At 64.4% G+C, this 19,247-nt stretch carries 15 protein-coding genes, 1 tRNA gene and 5 pseudogenes; 9 read left to right on the forward strand and 12 right to left on the reverse strand.

Translation table 11 applies throughout. The features are described 5' to 3' along the window. Nucleotides 1–344: 344 nt before the first annotated feature. A pseudogene (locus tag OHQ90_RS30450) lies at nucleotides 345–821 on the forward strand (IS30 family transposase); the annotation flags it as partial. Between the two features lie 21 nt (nucleotides 822–842). Here OHQ90_RS30450 and OHQ90_RS30455 read toward each other — a convergent pair. Both OHQ90_RS30455 and OHQ90_RS30460 read right to left on the reverse strand, forming a co-directional pair. Next, nucleotides 843–1,922 carry an IS3 family transposase gene (locus OHQ90_RS30455; protein ID WP_328413050.1) on the reverse strand — a complete coding sequence of 360 codons (1,080 nt, stop codon included), beginning with the start codon at nucleotides 1,920–1,922 and terminating at the stop codon, nucleotides 843–845. Beyond that, a pseudogene (locus OHQ90_RS30460) lies at nucleotides 1,883–2,179 on the reverse strand (helix-turn-helix domain-containing protein); the annotation flags it as partial. The gene OHQ90_RS30455 and the pseudogene OHQ90_RS30460, both read right to left, overlap by 40 nt. A gap of 52 nt (nucleotides 2,180–2,231) precedes the next feature. On the opposite strand from OHQ90_RS30460, the pseudogene OHQ90_RS30465 reads away from it, so the two are divergent. Beyond that, nucleotides 2,232–2,393 (forward strand): annotated as a pseudogene (locus OHQ90_RS30465) (IS30 family transposase); the annotation flags it as partial. A 61-nt stretch (nucleotides 2,394–2,454) separates the two neighbouring features. Here the strand turns inward: OHQ90_RS30465 and OHQ90_RS30470 are convergent. Continuing rightward, nucleotides 2,455–2,536: transfer RNA gene (locus OHQ90_RS30470), tRNA-OTHER, on the reverse strand. 631 nt (nucleotides 2,537–3,167) lie between these two features. Here OHQ90_RS30470 and OHQ90_RS30475 point away from each other — a divergent pair. Both OHQ90_RS30475 and OHQ90_RS30480 read left to right on the forward strand, forming a co-directional pair. After that, on the forward strand, nucleotides 3,168–4,001 hold the full coding sequence (locus OHQ90_RS30475) for a hypothetical protein (RefSeq protein ID WP_328403354.1): 834 nt from the start codon (nucleotides 3,168–3,170) through the stop codon (nucleotides 3,999–4,001). Nucleotides 4,002–4,344: 343 nt separating this feature from the next. Then, a complete protein-coding gene (locus tag OHQ90_RS30480) occupies nucleotides 4,345–4,653 on the forward strand; it encodes a hypothetical protein (protein ID WP_328403356.1) in 309 nt (102 codons plus the stop codon). 509 nt (nucleotides 4,654–5,162) lie between these two features. Here the strand turns inward: OHQ90_RS30480 and OHQ90_RS30485 are convergent. From OHQ90_RS30485 to OHQ90_RS30510, 5 genes and pseudogenes are all read right to left on the reverse strand, one after another. Beyond that, nucleotides 5,163–6,749 (reverse strand): serine/threonine-protein kinase, encoded by a 1,587-nt coding sequence (locus OHQ90_RS30485; RefSeq protein ID WP_328403358.1) that lies wholly within the window; start codon nucleotides 6,747–6,749, stop codon nucleotides 5,163–5,165. Nucleotides 6,750–7,256: 507 nt separating this feature from the next. Then, on the reverse strand, nucleotides 7,257–7,712 hold the full coding sequence (locus tag OHQ90_RS30490; RefSeq protein WP_328403360.1) for an NAD(P)/FAD-dependent oxidoreductase: 456 nt from the start codon (nucleotides 7,710–7,712) through the stop codon (nucleotides 7,257–7,259). 82 nt (nucleotides 7,713–7,794) lie between these two features. Further along, nucleotides 7,795–8,492: pseudogene (locus OHQ90_RS39620) on the reverse strand (NAD(P)/FAD-dependent oxidoreductase); the annotation flags it as partial. A 16-nt stretch (nucleotides 8,493–8,508) separates the two neighbouring features. Further along, on the reverse strand, nucleotides 8,509–9,780 hold the full coding sequence (locus OHQ90_RS30505) for an aldehyde dehydrogenase family protein (RefSeq protein ID WP_328403364.1): 1,272 nt from the start codon (nucleotides 9,778–9,780) through the stop codon (nucleotides 8,509–8,511). Nucleotides 9,781–9,859: 79 nt separating this feature from the next. Next, the gene (locus tag OHQ90_RS30510) at nucleotides 9,860–10,771 is read right to left on the reverse strand and encodes a dihydrodipicolinate synthase family protein (RefSeq protein ID WP_328403366.1); all 912 of its coding nucleotides are present in this window, start codon (nucleotides 10,769–10,771) and stop codon (nucleotides 9,860–9,862) included. Nucleotides 10,772–11,031: 260 nt separating this feature from the next. Between OHQ90_RS30510 and abaF the strand changes: the two genes are divergently transcribed. The 3 genes from abaF (at nucleotide 11,032) to OHQ90_RS30525 (ending at nucleotide 12,994) form a co-directional block, all read left to right on the forward strand. Next, nucleotides 11,032–12,384 (forward strand): fosfomycin efflux MFS transporter AbaF, encoded by a 1,353-nt coding sequence (gene abaF / locus OHQ90_RS30515; protein ID WP_328403368.1) that lies wholly within the window; start codon nucleotides 11,032–11,034, stop codon nucleotides 12,382–12,384. 80 nt (nucleotides 12,385–12,464) lie between these two features. Then, nucleotides 12,465–12,890 (forward strand): GntR family transcriptional regulator, encoded by a 426-nt coding sequence (locus tag OHQ90_RS30520; RefSeq protein WP_328403370.1) that lies wholly within the window; start codon nucleotides 12,465–12,467, stop codon nucleotides 12,888–12,890. Continuing rightward, on the forward strand, nucleotides 12,851–12,994 hold the full coding sequence (locus OHQ90_RS30525) for an FCD domain-containing protein (protein ID WP_328413188.1): 144 nt from the start codon (nucleotides 12,851–12,853) through the stop codon (nucleotides 12,992–12,994). Before OHQ90_RS30520 ends, OHQ90_RS30525 begins: the two co-directional genes overlap by 40 nt. A gap of 175 nt (nucleotides 12,995–13,169) precedes the next feature. On the opposite strand, the gene OHQ90_RS30530 is transcribed toward OHQ90_RS30525, so the two are convergent. From OHQ90_RS30530 to OHQ90_RS39625, 3 genes and pseudogenes are all read right to left on the reverse strand, one after another. Further along, a complete protein-coding gene (locus OHQ90_RS30530) occupies nucleotides 13,170–13,493 on the reverse strand; it encodes a putative quinol monooxygenase (RefSeq protein ID WP_328403372.1) in 324 nt (107 codons plus the stop codon). Between the two features lie 237 nt (nucleotides 13,494–13,730). Beyond that, nucleotides 13,731–14,387: a hypothetical protein gene (locus tag OHQ90_RS30535; RefSeq protein WP_328403374.1), complete on the reverse strand. Its 657-nt coding sequence runs from the start codon at nucleotides 14,385–14,387 to the stop codon at nucleotides 13,731–13,733. Nucleotides 14,388–14,582: 195 nt separating this feature from the next. Then, nucleotides 14,583–14,792: pseudogene (locus tag OHQ90_RS39625) on the reverse strand (winged helix-turn-helix transcriptional regulator); the annotation flags it as partial. Between the two features lie 337 nt (nucleotides 14,793–15,129). Between OHQ90_RS39625 and OHQ90_RS30540 the strand changes: the two are divergent. Beyond that, entirely contained in the window at nucleotides 15,130–16,479 is a 1,350-nt protein-coding gene (locus OHQ90_RS30540) for a family 1 glycosylhydrolase (protein WP_328403376.1), read from the forward strand. 718 nt (nucleotides 16,480–17,197) lie between these two features. Here the strand turns inward: OHQ90_RS30540 and OHQ90_RS30545 are convergent. After that, nucleotides 17,198–17,902 carry a TetR/AcrR family transcriptional regulator gene (locus tag OHQ90_RS30545; protein WP_328403378.1) on the reverse strand — a complete coding sequence of 235 codons (705 nt, stop codon included), beginning with the start codon at nucleotides 17,900–17,902 and terminating at the stop codon, nucleotides 17,198–17,200. A gap of 136 nt (nucleotides 17,903–18,038) precedes the next feature. On the opposite strand from OHQ90_RS30545, the gene OHQ90_RS30550 reads away from it, so the two are divergent. Then, complete coding sequence (locus OHQ90_RS30550; protein WP_328403380.1) at nucleotides 18,039–19,241, forward strand: DUF1214 domain-containing protein; 1,203 nt, start codon at nucleotides 18,039–18,041, stop codon at nucleotides 19,239–19,241. The last annotated feature ends 6 nt before the right edge of the window (nucleotides 19,242–19,247 follow it).

Raw genomic sequence — 19,247 nt, forward strand, 5'->3', positions numbered from 1 at the left:
CAACAGCTCCCCGACTGCCATCGGAGCGAATCGCTACATTTCGCGCGGAAGGCGAGCACGCCGATGCCTGTGGTGCATCGAGCACGAACTGACGCAGCTCGGACAACCGCAGCATGGTCGTAACATACGCACATTCTGCTGGTTGCCCGATCTACAGACGTCGACGTTGGGATATTCGTCGTTCACGGTGGGGTTGGGCCGTCTCGACGCTTCTGCCCTGACTCTGTCGATCTGGTGTTTCGGTACGAGTTTGATGATGTCCCTGCGCGAGGTGATCATAAGCTTCTCGAAAACTGCGGCGATCTGCGCGTCGATCGTCCTGGAGGAGTTTCCCCGACGAGATGAAACTGCGCCGCGAACTGGCCTCGGCGCTGCGCACCGGCCGCGCTCGGCGCAAACCACGACGCCAGATCGCCTGCCGCCAACCCCGGTTCACTCATCCGATGATCATGATCAGTGACCGGCCCGCTGAGGTCGAAGACCGGGCCGTGCCCGGGCACGGGGAGGGCGATCTGATCATCGGCAAGGACGGTGGTTCGGCCATCGGCACACTCGTCGAGCGCAGCACTCGTTACGTCATGCTCGTCCATCTGCCTGCTGGCCGCACTGCCGAGCAGGTGAACCAGGCCCTGCAACGAACGGTCGGGCAGCTACCGCCGCATCTGATGCGATCGCTGACTTGGGATCAAGGCAGCGAACTCGCCGAGCACCACCAATTCAGCGTCGCCACCGACATCCCGGTCTACTTCTGCAATCCCGCCAGCCCTTGGCAACGCGGCTCTAACGAGAACACGAACGGCCTACTGGAGTGGTCCCCGAAAGTTGGACCTTGGAATTAAACCTTATGCGGCGGCGGAGGTTTGGGCGAGGTACTCGTCGGGGCTGAGGTAGCCGAGCCGTTGTTGGATGCGGGTCGTGTTCCACCACTGCAGGTAGTCGGTCAGTCCGGCGTGGAACTCGTCAGTGGTCGCGGGCTGCTGGATTCGGAACCATTCCTCTTTGAGATGGCTGAAGAATCCTTCCATGACGGCGTTGTCGAGGCACGTGCCTTTTCTGGACATGGATTGCGTGAGGCCGGCCTCGCGGAGCACGTCCTGCCAGAGGGGGTGGCGGTACTGAAATCCTTGATCGGAGTGAACCAGCGGTTTCTCACCTGACTGCAGGCTGTCGATTGCGGTGCGCAGGCCATCGGTAACCATCTTCACGCTCGGTGATGGCCCGGCCGCGGCAGAGATGACTCGGTTGTTATAGAGGTCGAGGACTGGCGAGACATATACCTTGGAGGCCCCGATCGCGAACTCGGTCACGTCCGTGACCCACTTGGTGTGCTTGACTGCTGCGGTGAACTGGCGGTTCAACACGTTGTCGGCCGCCTGGCCAACCTCGCCCCGGAAGGAGTTGTATCTCCGCCGACGGCGCACAGGGCACTGCAGGCCGAGCGTGCGCATCAGTTTCAGAACGGTCTTTTTCGACACCCGCCACCCGCGACGCAGCAGGATCGCCAGGATGCGCCGGTGCCCGTATGCGCGTCTTGCCTCTTCAAAGGCTTGACGGATGGCTTCTTTCAGCTCAGCATGCCGATCCGCGCGGGCGATTCTGTTCCGGTGGTCGTAGAACGTTGACCGGGGAAGGTGCGCGATCTGCAGCAAGAGCGACAGTGGGTACTGCGCCTTGAGGTCTTCGACGGCTTGAACCTTCAGCGGCGTTCCTGTGACTTCAAGGCCCGCAATTTTCCCAGGTACGCGACCTCTGCGCGCAACCGCTCGTTCTCCTTGCGCAGCGTCTCGATCTCGTTCTGCGGTGGAGGGTTTCCGCGATCGGTCGGGGGCCGGCCGCGTCTCTTGGGTCGCAGCCCGTCTTCGCCCTCGCGTCGATAGATACTCGTCCAGTTGGCGACGGTGCTGGGCGAGGGGAGCCCGTATTCCTCGGCGAGAGCCCGTCCAGACTCGCCCGCAACATGACGGAGCACGATCTCGAGCTTGGTCCCGAAGTCGTACTGCCTGCGTTCCCTCGTCACCAGCGCATCCCGTCCTCTCAGCTGCCATCGCTGGTACAACATTTGAACGGGGTTCGGGGCGAGGTCAAGGGACAGGGACGCGGACTTCGCGGTGAAGCCATGTTCAAACAGTTCGACGGCCAAGCCGGCGTCGGCCTGACTCAACGTGCTTCCCGAGTACATCGGCCTGCCCTCCTGAAGATGGACGCTTACTTACGGTGTCCAACTTCTGGGGACCACTCCACTACTACGGCAATACTTTCCGAAGGGAACCGACCTCTCCGTCCACAGCCGCGAACACCTCGACATTGTCGCCATCGAGCTCAACGGCCGACCACGCAAAACGCTCGGCTGGGAAACCCCAGCCGAGCGTCTGGCTAAAGTACTCACGGCCTAATAGCAACCAGGTGTTGCGACAACTCCTCGAATCCGCGGACCTGAGCAAGGGGCTTTTTTGGTGGTGGTCCCAGCTGGTTTCGAACCAGCGAACTTCCGCTGTGAGGCGGACACTCCGAGCGCTACCCCCGGCGCCGCTGTTCTACTTGTGCCTGATGCGCTCGTCTCGCCGCCAAGACGAATGCCGCAGGATCCGCGTTGACCGCGTCGACACCTGGCCCTAACGTTTGCATCGTCAGCAGCGCCGAAACAGTCTGAACTGCAACGAAACCGGCTGGTCGCAGAGTTCTCCTGCGGAAACGGATGGGTTCAAATCCCTATCCTCCGCCACAAACGGCAGGTCAGGGCACGTTTTCGTTGCACTGACCTGCTGCTGTTTGTTGACCGACAACGTCGACAACTCACGACGCAGCGCAGACCTTGCCGGTCGGCCCGGTTTCGATATCCGTCCCGTACGGGATCCACTCCCCTGAACCGCAGGCCGGTCCACCCCTCCCCGGGATCCAGCTCCGACTGCTCGGCAAGTCCGACCGAATCATGTTCATTGTTGCGGCATGCCTGGTCTTGGTGGACATGTTCACCCACGATCCAGCTGCTTAGCACCCCGGATAGTACTGGTGATGGCCCTGGTTCGAACCTGTCACAGCATGCTCGACCATCCAAGACGCCCCGTGATCCGAATGCGAATCGACAAGGTCTCTGCACTGTGAAAGGAAATAGATTGGGCACAGGCAAGCACAGAAAAGTCAGTTCGCGTCAACAGAAGGTGGGGTCGATGGTGGTGGCGGGAGCGGTTCCCGTCGTTCTCACTCTGGTGGGTAGCAGCGGTACCGCGAACGCCGAGCTCGATCGGTACGTTCCGGTGAGTCAGACCGAGCACGACGACCACGTTGCCTTCGTGGCCGACGACACGGATTCAGGCGCGGGGACCCCCGCCGTGCAGGCAGAGCAGACGGAGCAGTCCCCGGACTGGCCCGCCGCCCAAGTGCCGAATGTGCGCCCGTACCGGGGAACGCGAATCCCGGACGACACGCGCAGTTCGCTGCAGTGGGCGCGGCCGGTACCGAAAAGCGAGTATCTGTCGCCGGTCGAGTTCCTGCACGGCCCGCTCCCGGTCGCGCCGGTGCCGCCGATCGCGCCGCCGCCGGGCATGTTGCGTTTCGGCAACGTGCAGGTCGAGGCGCCGGATTGGCTGCCGCGGGAGCCCGCCATCCAACTCAACGACGCCGCGGCGGTGACCGAGGCCGATCTCGCAACGTTCTTCGACTCGGTCGGTATGGAACGCACTCGCTCCGATCGTGTTGCGAGTCAGACTGTCGGCTCCGCGGCGCTCGGTGCTGCCGCAGGCGCAGCGGTGGCGAGCCCATTCGCACTGATCGGCGCAGGTGTCGGCGGTGCACTCGGTCTGGCGATCGGCATGCCGTTCGCACCGATCGGTCTCGCCGCGGTGCCCATCGGCGCCACATACGGCGCGGCCCTCATGGCGGCACCGCTCGCCGCCATCGGCGCGGGAATCGGCGCGGGTCTCGGCGCGACGCAGGCCCTCACCGCACCCCCACGTGCCCTCGGCCCAGCTGAGGCCGCCACAGACGAACCGGCGACCGATTGACAGACGTTCCACTTTGTCGAACAGGTCGCGATACTGCCTGAATTGGACCGGCAGATATATCGGCTGCGGCACGCGGCCCCTTTGGCCTGTCGATTCGTGACAAGTCAAAGGGGCCGAGGTATCGGAGATACCGATACCTGGCATGGATCACATTCGAGGAGAAATCGCAGGTCGCGGGACTGATCTCAACGCATTTCACCAGGTCAGGTCAATTACCGCCACGGATCGACGGATGCTGGCGGCGACCTGCGCTACGCGCCTAGGATCAGATGCGTCGGGGAATGCATAGCTCGACGCATCGGCGAGTCGGATCCGTGCGACGAACTCGCCGGAAGAAGGCACCATGATTACCAAGAAGACCACCGCCGACTCCGGTCGGCTGCTCGCGAAGGTCGCGCTTGTTGGGGTCGCGATGACGATTCCGATGGTGTCGGTTCCTGCCATGGCGGCACCGGCCCCCGCACCCGGGGTCGTGCACACTGATAACCCTCACTGTGACAGCTACGGCCTTTGGGGCATCGATCGCTGGCAGAGTGATCGTTGGGGCAAGGACAAATGCGACGGCTGGAACCAAGGCTGGGGCTCGAGCAATTTCTTTCCCCCCGGCTGGGGATCGAACAATTTCTTTCCCAAAGGCTGGGGCAGTAGCTGACCCAGCGTATCCGCGCGTCGCGCAGTAGGAATCGAGCTTACTCGGCGATGTCGACCGGGCGGCCACATCGCTGGATGGCGCATGCCCGAACACCTGCTGCCGAGGGGCCTCGACTTTTGGCGTGGCAGAAAGACCACTTCCGCATCCCGCCTGACCTGACACCGTTCTTCGCCCGCCGTCGGCGGGTCTCCCGTTCCCCGGTCCGCCGCGGTGTTCACTCCCACGGCGCGCCGGGCACACCCCAGCCCGCACGCGCTACCCATATTCCGCCCCTCCACCATCTTCCCTGCCTTCACTCCACGCTCTCCACCACCGCACTGCCTCTTTGCCACCTCGATCACTCTCACACTGTCCGTTACGGTTTCAACCTTGTGGACAGCGTCGCGCCTGACCTGCGGCCCTCCACGCATGCCAAACGGTTCGGCAGCCGGGCCGTTCGGACCTACCTTGCGAATTCGACGGAATCCGCGACGGCGGTGCCGGCGTGTCAACGTCTGTGGCCAGTACAGCTAGCCGACCAGCACGGTTACGCCGGGGGACGACGGGGCGCCATGCAGGACCAGCCGACCCGGGGTGTCGTTCTTCTTGTCGTCCTTTTTCTTGTCGTTCTTGTCCTTGCTGGGCAGGTCGAAGGCCAGCAGGATCGTGCCGGTACTGCCGGGAGCGATCTGGTCGACGCCGTTGCGGGATGGGTTGAGTTCGGTGGTCGCGGTCGCGTCGGGGACGAGGGAGCGGCCGGCGACGGTGATCAGGCGCTGATCGGCGATGCGGAAGACTTGCTCGCGTTGGGAGAGGTTGGTGACCGTCAGCGTCACGACGGTGTAGGAACCACCTGGGCTCACTGAACCGGTGCGGCTCACATTGGACACCATCTCGGTCACGGTGAAAGCAAAGTTCCCGTCGCGCACCGCACCAGCCGGATCCGGGGGTTGTCCGCCGGTCGAGGGCGGCAGGGAATCGTTGGGAGCGGCAGCGGACGCCGCGCGCGTCGTCGTGTTCGGAGCGGAATCAGACTCGAGGACTCCACTCAGCAACCACAGTGCCGCCGCGGCGACGAGTGCAAGCCCGGCGGCAACCGGTAGCCATCGGCGCACCAGAAGCTTTTGCCGATCCGGATGCGCGGCCGGAGCAGGTGAGAATCTCTCGGGCTCGGGAGTTTGCGGCGGCCGGGTCTCGGCCAGGGTCGGGGGTGGGCCGACGGCGGTCATGACGCGGGTAAGCGGGTGGCTGCCCGATGTCGCAGGGTCCGCGACCGGCGGGGTCGGTTGCGCCGATTGGGGCCAGCCCAAGGCCGCACATGCCGCGGCGGCGAATTCACCCGCGCTGGCGTAGCGTTCCCCCGGTCCCTTGGCCATACCGCGGGCGATAACAGCGTCCAGCGCTGGCGGGACACCTTGGGCAGCCTGCGAGGCACGCGGCGGTTCGGACATTAAATGCGCGTGCATCTGCTGTGCCGGGTCTCCGTCACCGTACGGCAGGTTCCCGGTGAGAGTTTCATACAGCACGCAGGCCAGCGAATAGACATCCGAGCGGGCCTCGGCCGTGCCGGTGAACCGCTCCGGCGCCATATAGCCCAACGTGCCCACTACCAGGCCGGTGGCTGTGAGGGCAGTGCCGTCGGCGGCGCGAGCAATACCAAAGTCGATCAGATACACGAAACCGCTGGTGTCCTCGACGATATTGCCCGGCTTCACATCCCGATGAACAAGCCCCGCCGCATGAGCGGCATCCAGCGCCTCCGCGGCCTGGGCGATGACCTCGACCGCCCGAGCCGGCACCAGCGCACCCGACCGCAGCCGCGTCGCCAAATCGACGCCCTCGATGTAGGCCATCTCCAAAAACAGGTGACCATCGACCTCGCCAAAGGCACGGATCGGCACGATGTGGGGGTTGCGCACCCGGGCGCCCAGCCGGGCCTCCCGCTCGAAACGGCGCCGATAGCCCGGATCGGCGGAATACGCCGTAGACAACACCTTCAATGCAACGGTGCTGCCGGTGCGGTCGCGCGCCAACCACACCTCACCCATACCGCCACGACCCACCAAGCGTTCGAGGTGGTAGTTCCCGAACGAGCCGCCAGCGCTCTGCACCGACACACCCCGACCGTACGCCCGGGATCGCAGCCACCGCGACGGGGAGACCCTCACCACGGCCACACCCGTCGCCGCCAGCCGTTGACGGATAAGCCAGCGACGCTTCGTGGCCAGCGCGTGGCGCCCCAGATCGCCGCGTCGCGCCGGGGACCAGAACTCGCTCGACCGACACCCGATCCTGTCGAGCTGAACGATCGACCACCCGCAGGTCGATGACCTGCGGGTGGTCGGGAGGAATCGACTCAGCTCGCCAGCTCATTCAGTTCTCGCCTCCGTCCTATTGGCCGACGACCGCTCGCACTGGCGGTCTGGCCGTATACGCCCTGCACTTCGGCACCGTCCACGACGACCGCCAATGGTCGATCCGCACGGCCGATCGAGTCGGCATTCGGGGGAATCATGCTGGGGCTCATGGGATTATGTGCTCCATCTTCAGGGCGGTACGGGACACGGCGGCCGCGCGCAGTCAGCGGCCGATCAGGTCGACCCGCGGTCGAATCGGGTTGGGGCTCAACAGGACACCTTCTCCGTGGTCGGTTCGCCTGGATGGGAGACGATGACGGCTGGGCGGTCGACAGCGAAGGGTGCGATGTCGACCCGGTCCGGGCGGCCGATGAGGGCGGAGGTGAGCAATTGCGCGGTGCCGACCGATAGACCGATGCCGGCTCCCTCGTAACCGGTCGCGTGCCAGAGGCCGGGTAGGCGGGAGTCGGGGCCGATCACCGGGAGGTGGTCATCGACGTAGGGGCGGAAACCGCCGTAGGCGCGCATGATTGCGACGTCGGCGAATACCGGGAACAGGTGTAACGCCCTGCGGGCGATCGCGGCCAGGCTGTCCGGCCGCAGTCGGTCGTCGAAGCCACATTGACGGCGTGACGAGCCGAGTAGGAGTGGGCCGCCGCGGGTGGACTCGACCACGGCGGAGGGCTTGCAGTCCGGTATCCGAGCTACCGACTGCGCCGACATAATCCGCGGCGTAGACCTTGTGGAAAACGGTGGGCGGCATGGGTGCGGTGATCAGGACATCACCCCGCCGTGGTTTGACCGCGATCAGTGCGCCGAGGCGGTCGGACACCCGGCCCGACCACGGACCAGCCGCGTTGATCACGACATCGGCGTACCGTGCCCCCTTGGTGGTTTGCACGCCGATCGGCCGACCGTCGCGGACGATGGGCTCGGTAACAGCACAACGGGTCTCGACCTGCGCACCGGCCGCGACGGCGGACCCGATCAGGGCCCCCGCCGCGCCGACAGGTTGGACCTGGGCGTCGTCAGGGTAATAGACGCCCGCGGTCACATCCCGGGTCAATGCTGGTTCGGCCTCGGCCAGCCGGTCCGCGTCGAGATCTTCGCAATGCACCCGGCCGCGCGTTGGCCACGGGCGAACTCGTCCAGTGCGGCGGCACCGGCGTCCGTGGTGGCAACTACGATGCCGCCCTCGGGTTCCCATTCGACGGCGACCACTTCCTCGGGCAATCGCTCGGCGATGCGCTCGGGGATGCCGGGCCACAGCCCGCGCGAGAGCTGCGCGAGTTCCAATTCGGGCCCCGGACCCTTATCCGAAACGAGGACGTTACCCTCGCCGTGCGCAGTGGTTCCGGAAGCCACACCGCCTGCCTCGCAGACCCGCACCGACGCACCAGTGAGCACGAGCCGGTCCGCAAGCGCACATCCGATCATGCCACCGCCGACAATCAGCACGTCGGTCCCAGCCAGAGCCGCCGCATGGGACGAGTCGAGAGTCATTGCGCGAGTGCCCCGTTCACCGAGCGAGGTACACCGAGTGGATTCTCGGTGCGCAATGGCGGCGGCAGCAGCTGATCGGGTACCGACTGGAACACCACTGGACAGGAGTTCCAGAGCACTCGCCCGGCCGCACCCGCCGCGGCGGTGAGAAGCGCGCGGGTGGTGTCGTCGGCGTGCTCGCCGAAATCGACACGGTCAACTCGCCATGGACCGACCGGGCCAGCTCCAGCAGCTCCGCGGTATCTCGATAGCTCACCAACAGCGTTGCCGGACCGAACATCTCGTGCATCAGCCGGTCACGATCGGCCAGTACCGTCCGCGCAGTCGTGGCGAGCAGCAATGCTTCCCGGGGTCCGCCACCGGTCAGCACCCGCACATCTGGATGTGCACGCACCTGTTCGACAGCCCTGGTGAAGCCGTCCTCGATCTGATCGTTGAGCATCTCGCCCGTCGGCACCGGCGCGGTACGGATCAGCTCGGCCAGCACCAGCGACCCCTCAGGCACCGCTACCAGCCCAGGCTTCGTGCAGAGTTGCCCAGCACTCGAACTCACTGCCATCAGCAGCCCCTCGGCGATCTCCGCCGCCCGCGCCCGCGCCGCCTCGGCCGTCACGAACACCGGATTGATCGATCCCAATTCCCCGTAGAACGGAATCGGCACCGACCGCCCACCAGCCAAGTCGTACAGTGCACGTCCGCCCGCAGTGGAGCCGGTGAAGGCCGCGGCGGCGACTGCGGGATGCAGGAGCGCACGCACCCCGGCGTCGCGGCCGAAGATCAGACCGAATGTCCCATGGGGAGCACCACATTCGGCGATCACCTCGTCGAGGAGCCGGCCGACCGCACGGGACAGAGCCGGGTGCCCAGGATTGGCCTTGACGATGATCGGGCATCCGGCAGCCAACGCGGATGCGGTGTCACCACCGGCAACGGAGAACGCGAACGGGAAGTTGCTGGCCGAGAAGTTGAGGACCGGGCCGAGCGGAATATTCATCCGGCGCAGATCCGGTCGCGGGGCACCCATCGGCCACTCCGCATCCGCACCATCGATGCGCACATCGAGGAATCCGCCGTCGAGTACCGACTGCGCGAACAGACGCAGTTGGAAGCTTGTGCGCTTCAGCTCACCCGCGAGTCGCGGTTGCGCCAGATGTGTCTCGAGCATGGCCAGTGGGATCAGCTCGGCGGCATGTGCGTGGAGCCGGTCCGCGATACCATCGAGCACCCTGGCCCGGTCGGGCAGTGCCATCCCTGCCCGCTGCCGCCGCCGCGCCTTCGACGATCGCATCGACCTCGTCCGCGGTCATGTCGGCGACGGATTCGACCATGTAGGTGATCGCGTTCTCACCTCCCGTAGTCACGTGGGATTACCGGTAGCCCTTGGCGAGCACATCGCGGGTGTCGGCGGTGATCTTCGCGACCAGCTCGGGCGCCAGCGGAACCCGTGGCGGGCGGCACGCACCGCCACGACGTCCGGCCAGATCCATCGACAGCTTGATCGCGTGAACGAATTCGGTCTTCGAATCCCAGCGCAGCAACTTGTGCAGCTCGCGATACAGCGGCAGTGCCTTATCCAAGTCTCGGTTCACCGACGCGATGTACAGCTCCATCGTCGCCTGCGGAATCGCATTCGGATATCCGGCCACCCAGCCGACCGCGCCGGCGATCCCGAGCTCGAGCACCACATCGTCGGAGCCGATGAGCACGTCCAGTTCGGGGGCGAGTTCCTTGATTTCGTAGAAGCGGCGCACATCGCCGGTGAACTCCTTGACACCGACGATGAGGCCCTCGGCATGCAGGTCGGCCAGGATGTCCGGGGTCAGGTCGATGCGCGTATCGATCGGGTTGTTGTACGCCACGATCGGCAGGCCCACCTGCGCCACGGTGCGATAGTGATCGAGGATCGAATCCCGACCGCCGCGATAGATGTTGGGCGGCAACAGCATTACCGCATGCGCCCCGGCCTCGGCGGCCTGCTCCGCCCACCTGCGCGCCTGTAGCGCCCCATAGGCCGCGATACCCGGCATCACCGTAAATCCTGCGGGGGCCGCGGCAATGGCCGTGGTCACCACCTTGGCGCGCTCCTCGTCGCCGAGGGTCTGATATTCGCCGAGCGATCCGTTCGGGCTCACGCCGTGGCAACCGTTGGCCGCCAACCACGCCACATGTTCGCCATAGGTGTCGTAATCGACCGAGAGGTCCTCGGTGAACGGCAAGGTCGTCGCGACCAACACCCCATGCCAGGGCTTATTCGCTGCCGACGCGGTCGTTTCGGACATGAGAGCCTCCATCGAATCGAGAGTCCGGGTAGAGCGCCCGGCCGCCAGTGCCACTTCAGTGCCGTGTGACATTGCACTGACGCTAGCGGTGTGGCACCGCTCACGCAACCACTTGCGTGAGCGGCATCACTTCTTTATAGTGCAATGTCACACATCACAGTGCATACTTTTCGCGCCTAGTATCAACAACTCGGCAGCGCTGACTCCGGCGTGCTCGGTTCACCCGACCCGCCATTCGATCTCCGACGAAGGTGAACACCATGACCGCTGTCGACGACACCGCGACTACTCGGCTACGGGCCGATGCCCCCATCGGACTACGCCGTATCGTGGCCGCGGCCATGGCAGGCGCCGTCGCCGAGTGGTACGAGTTCTTTCTGTACGGCACGGCCTCGGCACTAGTCTTCGGCCAGGTGTTCTTCCGTTCCAGTGGCAATGCCGTCGACGGCATCATCGCCGCGTTCGCGCTGTACGCGGTCGGCTTCCTTGCCCGGCCCTTCGGCGGATTGCTGTTCGGCCACTTCGGCGACCGCGTCGGACGCAAGGCATTGCTCCAGCTCAGCCTGGTCGTCGTCGGTATCACCACTTTCCTGATGGGTTGCCTGCCCACCTTCCACACCATCGGATACTGGGCGCCGATCCTGCTGGTGACGCTGCGTTTGATCCAAGGTTTCGCGTTCGGCGGGGAATGGGGTGGTGCGGTACTACTCGTCAGCGAGCACAGCCCGGATCACCGGCGCGGATTCTGGGCCAGTTGGCCACAGGCGGGGGTACCGCTGGGCAACGTGCTCGCAACCGTCGTGATGCTGGTCCTGTCGGCGAATCTGACCGACGAGCAGTTCCTGTCCTGGGGCTGGCGCATCGGCTTCTGGCTGTCCGCCATTGTCGTGATCGTCGGCTATTGGGTGCGCTCCAGCGTCGACGACGCACCGATCTTCGTCGAGGCGCAGGCCATGATCGAGGTGGATCAGCGCCGCTCGCTCGGCATCGTAGAGGTGCTCCGCTGCCATTGGCGTGAGGTGCTGATCGGCATCGGCGCCCGATTCGCCGAGAACATCCTCTACTACATCGTGGTGACCTTCTCGATCACGTATCTCAAGCTCGTGGTGAAGGTGGATACCGCCCCGATCCTGGCACTGATGCTCGCGGCACACTTACTGCACTTCTTCATGATCCCGGCCGCGGGTCTGCTCTCGGATCTGATCGGCCGCAGGCCGGTGTATCTCACCGGCGCGGTACTCACCGCCGGATGGGGATTCGTGGCCTTCCCCATGATGGATACCGGCAACTACGCGGCCATCATCACCGCCATCACGCTGGGGCTGGCCATCGAATCGCTCACCTACGCACCATATTCCGCGTTGATGACCGAAATGTTCCCGACCCACATCCGCTATACGGCGCTGTCGTTCTGCTATCAGATCGCGCCGATTCTGGCGGGCTCGCTGGCCCCGCTGATCGCCATCAGCCTGCTCAACGGATTCCACAGTTCGGTCCCGATCTCGCTGTATCTGGTTGCGGCGGCGACGATCTCGGTGATCGCGGTCGGCCTCGCGAAAGAGACCTCCGGCAAGTCGCTGCGAGCTGTCGATGCAGAGGCCGCCGAGCGGTGAGGGTGTTCTATGCAACGTGACCTGGCATAGAACACCTTGGGCCGATCGAATCAGCTGGCCATGGGCAGGGGAACGATGACGTGAGTATCGACCAGTTCACCCAGATGGAGAAGGTCAGCCTGCGCGATAAGGTCTCGCGGGCACTCCACGCGGCCATCATCGCCGGCGAGATGGAGCCGGGCGTGGTGTATTCGGCGCCGACCCTCGGAGCACGATTAGGGGTATCCGCCACCCCGGTCCTCGAAGCAATGCTCGATCTGGCGCGCGAAAACCTCATCTCGATCGTGCCCAACAAGGGATTCCGCGTCACCGAAGTCGCCGAGAAGGATCTCGACGACATCACCCAGATCCGGCTGCTACTCGAACCTCCCATCGTTCGCGACGTCACGCCGCTGATTCCAGCCGAGGACCTCCCCCAGTTGCGCGAGCTCGCCGCCAAGATCGTCGAAGGCGCCGAAAAGGGGATCTGGTCGAATACACCGCAGCCGACCAGATCTTCCACCTGACGTTGCTCGACTACGCAGACAATCCGCGCGTGACCACCCTCGTCTCGGACCTGCGCGACCACATCAGGCAGGCCCGTGGCCGCTGGGCCAAGCCCGAGGACTAGCGGGTACTGACCTGAGAGATCAGGTTTGCGGCTGGCTGGTGGTTGTCCTCCGAGTGCTGTGCGGCCGCGGTGGTGGCTGACGGTGGGGTCGTCGCCCGCCGCAAGGTCGCAAACCTGTGCAAGCGGCTCAGAAAGCGCGCCGGACTACGTCGCATCCCGCTGTTAGCGCATGGAGCTAACCGACTGCCATCTCGCCCATATCCGACCAGTCGGTGACATCGATGGTCTGGCTAATGATCTTTGGGGTCGACGCGAGTGCCTGTGGTAGTTCGTTCATCGCGGTCTTGAAGTGGGGACTGGCGACGTGGGCACCGCCCGCGGCTTGGTCTCGGAAGGCTTCCACGAGAACGAATTCGGTCGGGTCGTGGACGCTGCGTGACCAGTCGAACCAGAGGTTGCCGTCCTCGGCACGAGTGGCGGCGGTGAACGGCCCTACGAGGTCGAGCCAGCGGTCGGTCCATTCGGGCTTGGTCTTGAATTTGACCACGATGAAGATCATGTCGGTCCTTCCTCCTGCCGTGGGTGGGCTGCCGCGACACCGCCCGACTCCCGTGGGTGCCGGGCGGTGCTAGTTGCGAACATCCCATTGTCGGTCGATCAGTAAACGTTGGAAGGCCGAATCAGCCATTGCCGGGTCGCCGAATCCGCGGCGATGATCGAGCCGGGGTTGACCATAGTCTCTTCGACAATCAGGGTCTCGGTGGTGAGCAGTAGAGCGGCGATCGACGTGGCGCTGCTACGCCGAGAACTCGTCGGCGAGGGTGTTCCAGAACATGAGCTCGTAATTCTGGAAGAGCCTGGCGTATAAGTGCGCCTCGCCCGGCTTCAGCCGCCCGGTGTCGAGTCCGGCTTGGATGGCGGCGAGGGCCCGCTGCTCGATCTCGGAGACCTCGGCGGCGAAGAAGTCGAAGAACGCGCACGCGGGGTCGTCGAAGTCGTAGTGGGTGCGCATCGCCTCGGCTACGGCCTTGCAGTAGCGGCTCCATGCGGTGAAATTGGAGTAGATACCCGCTGCGGCGGCGGAGGGTTCGGCGTGCATCGCCAACCAGGCGACATAGGCCGGATACGCCTGGCAGCCCGCCCTCGGCAGCTCCATGCCCTGGTCGGGTCCCACCGCCGCCACCAGCGCGTCCAGCATGCCGTTCGCCTGCTGCTCGCCCGGTGGGAGCCCACCGAAGAAGACACTGGCGTGCGGTTCGTCCGCCCGCGCCGCCATGGCGTGGAAGCTGCGCCAGTCGCTGCTGGTGATGCGCTGCTGCTCCGCCGCGATCGCCGCGAAGACCGCCAGTGGCGCCTTACCCGCCGCGATCAGCGGGATCAAGCGGTTGTCGTCGTCGTGCGGGCCCAGCTCCGCCTGGATACCGTCGAGCAGTGCACGGGCGGAAACAGTCATCGGAACCTCCCTATCGGACGGGTATCTCTCTCTATTCAACCGCCCCGCGACAGCTATCGCGGTCATTCGGTTCCGTCGACGCCGTGTTCGACATCCCTGCATTGCCGGGCCGAGGCGATGACATCCTTGCGATCTCGCGACCAGATTGTGTCCGGTCTCGGTGAGCCGATACTCCACCTGCGGCGGGATCGTCGGATACGCGACCCGCTCCACCATGCCGTCCCGGCACAGTCGTTTGGTCGTCGGTGTCAGCATCCGCTGCGAGATCCCCGGAATCGCCCGCTCCAATTCACGGAACCGCCGCACACCCTTGCTCAACTCCACGATCACCAACGCCGTCCACCGATCGCCGAGCCGGTCGAGCACATCGCGGATGCCGCAGTCGTCACCGCCACAGGGGCCCATCGGTTACGAGCCGCTCGAGCAGTGATCTGCCACGCAACAACGTGAGGGAGACATTCGCACCGAAGAATGCCATCGAACTGAGACAACACCACTGGCCACAACCTGAGACAACCCAGAAGCGGCCAGGTCAATCACCCGGCGGCTGCCCCTCCGCTGACCGGTTGGTGAAATCTCCGCCAGTTGCGACGCCGGACCCTTGTCCTTCTCGTCTGTGCTGAGGACGAAACCGCCTGCGTCCCTGACAAATTTGGTCACTGTGGGCAGGAACTCGCGGAAACGGAAGCCAGTTATCGCACAATCCGCGTGTCGACGGTGCACATCCACTTACCCTGACGTGATGCGACTCCGGTTTCGTCGGTATGCCCTGGCCGTACTCGCCGCTGCCGCGTCGACCATGCTGCTATGTACGGACGCTCCGGCGGCCCCGCCGATCCGGCCGGTCGCTGCCACACCGCCGCTGCACTCGGGTTTTCTCTGGGGTGTCGCGGCCTCCGGATTCCAGTCCGAAGGCCATGCGCCCGACAGCAATTGGATGCGCTACATTCCCTCGCACCACGATTACGACGCATTGCAGGATTCGGTCGACTTCTATGACCGCTTTGCGTCGGACATCGACTTGGCGGCCGCGCTCGGCGTGCGGGTGTTCCGGATCGGGATCGAATGGGCCCGACTGCAGCCGGCACCGGGGATTCGGGACGAGGCCGCGTTCCGTTTCTACGATGCCGTCATCGCGAATATCGTGCGGGCGGGGATGCGACCGATGATCACCCTTGACCACTGGGTGTACCCGGGCTGGGCGGTCGACCGCGGGGGCTGGCGCAGTCCGGGCATGATCGACGACTGGCTGGCCAACATGCGTACGGTGGTCGATCGCTACGCCTCCCACAATCCGCTGTGGGTCACGGTGAACGAGCCGGCCGCCTATATCTCGCACGAGGTCCGCAGGGGCGCCGCCGATCCCGGCGAGATGCAGGAGCGGATCGCGCAGGCGCACAACGCCATCTACGATTACATCCACCAAATCCAGCCCGGTGCACAAGTGACCAGCAACGTCGGCTATGTCGCCGGCTCGGAGGCCGAAGTCAACGGGGCATTCCTCGATCGCGTCGCGTACCGGCTCGATTACGTCGGCATCGACTACTACTTCGGCTACGATCCAGCGCAGTCGCTGCTCGGGTCCATCACCAAAGCCACCGGATCTACTCTTCCAAACCCGCCAGGCACGAACATCTGGGATCTTCCCTTGCGTACCGAGGGCATCTACTATGCGCTGCAACACTATTCGCGCCGCTTCCCGGACAAACCGCTCTACATCGTCGAGAACGGCATGCCCACCGAGAACGGCCGCCCCCGGGCCGACGGCTACTCCCGCAGCGATCATCTGCGCGACACCGTCTACTGGATCCAGCGCGCCGAGGCCGACGGCATGAACGTCATCGGCTACAACTACTGGAGCATCACCGACAATTACGAATGGGGCAGCTACACACCACGATTCGGCCTCTACACCGTCGACGTGCGCACCGACCCGGCCCTCACTCGCCGCCCCACCGATGCAGTCGACACCTACACGCAGCTCGTCGCCGCAAACGGCGTCCCCGCCGATTACCGTCCCAGCCGCAGCCCGGCCTTCTGCTTCCTGGTCGATCCACCGGCCAGCTGCCTGACCCTGGTCGCGGTCCCGTAGCCACGTCCCCAATTCTCTTGGCGGCCAGAGTCGCACTGGTACGACCGGTCGTCGTGCGGAGCCGTGGATCACGACCCGGCCGAGGAAATGCCATCGCCTGCATCCGATGCCCAATGCTCAACATCAACCCAAGATGCTCTCGCGCTTGTCCGAGATCGAAGCTGACCTGGTTGGCCGACGGGCACAGAGAACGAAGCCTGGCTCGGTGAGGTCGAAGGCACATCGACCTGACATTGTCCTCCCTGCGGTAGAAGCGTTCGGAGACAGAGCGATGCGGTCCGGTCATGATCACGCTCGAACATCCGCCGATCAAGTCAGGTTGATCGTGCCCGCCAGCATGCTGAACCGCCTCGTGTCCGGGCTCGGTTGATCTGATACCGGCTCAATCAGTCTGATGCGGATGACACGAAATCCGATGGTGCTCAGTGAATCTGATGTAGGCGGCCAGGCCAGGTCAGGATTCCTTCCTGTGTCAGGACGGTGGTCCGAGCCAGCCGGAGGTCGCATCGGAATCTGACGACGCCCCGTTGCATGGCATCGATGCCGTGGCCGGTTCGGCCAGCGCGGTATGCGGCAGTTCAGTGCGATGCCGATGCCGATGCCGAGATGATCTTGGCCCGTAGATCTTCGGGAGTGCCGCGTGGCCGGTCCGAACAGCGCGCCACGCGGCGTCGACGATCAGCTGCCGTCAGCGGGTGGACCGGCTCAATCCCTAGGATCAAAAAGAAGTGGCGATGAGTTCCGCTACTCGGGCAAGAGCCGTCACCTCGTTGGCATCGACCAATCGTTGTTGTGCTTCAGCTCGGCAAGCAACGCCGAAAAACGAGTCGTAGATGATCTCGGCAGCGTTGGGAGCAGATTTCGAGCCATCCTGGCCTCGAAGATCAGCGATTGCTCGAACAAGAGGCCGCAGGAGCTGCTCACGCATTGCCGCTAGTTCGTTGGGAAACATCATTTCCCACCGGTACGTATGGAGCAGGATCGCTCGATGTCCCGGCGACGCATCCCGGGTGTGGGGGGCGATGGCGGCTTCGACCCATGCGCGCACACGCTCCAGCGGCGTACTTGCCATCGCCATCTGTTCTTCGATATAGCTGATTTTCCAGCTGGTGCCGTCCTGCAGAACGGCGATGATCAGCTCTTCCTTCGAATTGAATAGCCGGTAGAACGCCCGGGTTCCGAGACCTGCTCGTTCGAGGATCGCATTGACGGGTGGATCAACCTGCCCAGTTTCAGCGATCAGACCGCTGCAAGCCTGGATCAGACGTTGGGCTTCCGCAAAGTACTCGCCGCGGTGCTTGTCGAACAGCCGCTCGATCGCGGCAGTGGCAATCGGGTTCGCGCGCGACCGTTCCATCGACGTCACCTTGCCGGCCTCCAATGCAGCGAAAATACTATTTTCGAAACTGAGTATAGCACCCACCCACGAACCGTTTCCGGCGTTCCGAGCCCGAACAGTCGGTCCACAGAGTGGACACATGGGGTTGACAATGCCATTTTCAATGTCGACTATGTCATTCACGTCACACACAACACGGCGGCGACATGGAGGAAGAAACATGACCGAACGCGTGGAGTCGGTGCGCTCAGGCGCCCTATTCGAGCAGCTAGGCCAGGCATGGCATCGGTTCGGCCGCACCGTGGTCTTCGATGACCCGGATACCGATACTCCACTCCTGCGGGCGGAGGGCCTACGCTTCGCCACCCGGTACCTGGCGGCCGGCGCCCTGCTGAGCATGGAATTGGCAGATCCGAACTATCCGGAGTTCGGCAGATGGGCCGACACCACCTGCAGCTGGGGGATCGACAACCCGGATTTGATCTACACACTCGCCGCGGTCAGCGGTGACCGCGTCTACCGGATCCACGGCGATCGGGGCACCGCGCACTACTTCGATATTCAGGTGCACTCACCGCACTTCTGCGAAGCACCCGATTACCGAATCAACTCCAACATCGACAGTCGCACACTCGTGGCCGGACCTGACGGGGAGTTCGAGTTGCTCCTGGGCCCCGAGCGGCCGGCCGGGTACACCGGAAATTGGTTGACGATCGACGCCCACGCGGGCTCGCTGTGTGTGCGTCAGGTCTTCAGTGATTGGGCGACCGAGCGCCCGGCCAATCTCGTGATCGAGTGCGTCGATGCCGTTTATCCCCCGCCCGCCGCACTGTCGGAGGCCGACGTCGCTGCCCGCGCCGAGCGGCTGGTGCGCTGGCTGGACAAGGCCGGCGCCTACTGGGACAAAATGTGCAAACTCTCACTGAATGCCCCCGCGAACTCCCTGGCATTTACTCCGCTGAGCGAAAGCGCGTGGGGTGGATTCCAGAACCAGGCATACGGCATGGGCAGTTTTCGGTGCGCCCCTGACGAAGCAGTCATCCTGGAGTTCACCCCGCCGTCCTGTCACTACTGGAGTTTCGGCCTGGGGAACTGGTATTGGGAGACCGTCAACTGGTTTTCTCGCCAATCCTCGCTCAATCATGCCCAAGCCCGACTCGATGACGACGGCGTCTTCCGCGCGGTCATCGCCCACCGGGACCCGGGCGTGCCGAATTGGCTTGATACCGGCGGGCATACGCACGGCACCGTCAACGGCCGCCTGCTACTGACCGACGGTGTACCGAGTCCGGTCATGCGGTTGGTGCCCTTCGCGGACGTGCGCAAGTTCCTACCCGAGGCAACTCCGACCCTCACCGTCACCGAGCGCACGGAGCAGATTCAGGCCCGCCGCCGTTCCGCACATTTGCGAAACAGCCACTAGCGCAAC

This window comes from Nocardia sp. NBC_00403 (assembly GCF_036046055.1).
Classification (GTDB): Bacteria; Actinomycetota; Actinomycetes; order Mycobacteriales; family Mycobacteriaceae; genus Nocardia.